This window comes from Falsiroseomonas stagni DSM 19981 (assembly GCF_900114315.1).
GTDB classification, from domain to species: domain Bacteria; phylum Pseudomonadota; class Alphaproteobacteria; order Acetobacterales; family Acetobacteraceae; genus Falsiroseomonas; species Falsiroseomonas stagni.
The window spans coordinates 565221-566219 of record NZ_FOSQ01000002.1 but is presented as its reverse complement, the minus strand read 5'-3'; the positions used below and the strand labels follow the sequence as shown (position 1 = coordinate 566219).

Annotated in this window: 1 protein-coding gene; it reads right to left on the bottom strand. The window is 68.6% G+C overall.

All coding sequences use genetic code 11. The features are described 5' to 3' along the window. Positions 1-46: 46 nt before the first annotated feature. A complete protein-coding gene (locus BM041_RS09500) occupies positions 47-796 on the bottom strand; it encodes a thioesterase II family protein (RefSeq protein WP_281244523.1) in 750 nt (249 codons plus the stop codon). Between the last annotated feature and the right edge of the window lie 203 nt (positions 797-999).

The window sequence follows — 999 nt, the reverse complement described above, 5'->3', positions numbered from 1 at the left end:
CCGCCCGACGAGATCAGCGGCTTCTCCGCCGCCCGGGCGCCCGGGTTCAGCCCGTGCCAACCAGCACCCCGAGATCGTCTGACAGCGCGGCGGCCAGCGCCTGGCGCTGGGGTACGAGGTAGAAGTGGCCGCCCGGGAAGACACGGCGGGTGGCGGGGCCGGCGCAGAGCGCCGCCCAGCCATCCATCTCAGCGGTCTGGGGATCGGCGTCGCCGCCATAGATGGCGATCGGGCAGGCAAGGGTCGCGCCGGGCGCGTGGCGATGTGTCTCGAATACCGCGAAGTCCGCCTTCAGGATCGGCAGGAAGAGAGCCATCAACTCGCGCTCCGCCAGGATCGCCTGGGGGATGGCATCGTAGCGCCTGACGAGCTCGGCGACGAAGGCATCATCGGGCAGCGGGTGCAGCGGCGCTTCATTGCCCTCGAAGGTCGGCGCGCGCCGGCCGGAGACGATCAGCGACACGGGCGGCGCCTGTCCGCGCCGCACCAGTTCCCGCGCCAACTCATAGGCGAGCAGCGCGCCCATCGAATGGCCGAAGAAGGCGGTGGGCTGCTGCAGGGCGGGGGCCAGCGCATCCGCCATCGCGGTAATGAGCGGCTTCATGCGGGTGAAGGGGGCCTCCGCCATCCGGGCTTCGCGGCCAGGCAGTTGGACGGCGGCCATGGCGACGGAGGGAGGGAGCAGGGAGGCAAGGGGATGGAACATGGATGCACCCCCGCCCGCATGCGGGAAGCAGATAAGCTGCAACGCCGCGCGCGGTCGCGGCTGAGGAAACGTTAACCAGTCAGAACGCACCGTCCCACCCCATTCGCGATGCCACCAATGGCGCAAGAATGGCGGCGTCCTGTCAACCCAAGAGCTGTGTCGCTGGCTGAGACCTGCGAGACATCATTTTGATCGCGGATTGCCAGAGTCTGGCGTGGGAGCGCGAAGACGGCTCTTCCCCCGGCGCGGTGTTTTTCGCTATAGGATTGTGTGCCGAAGTCCGAGGGTGGACA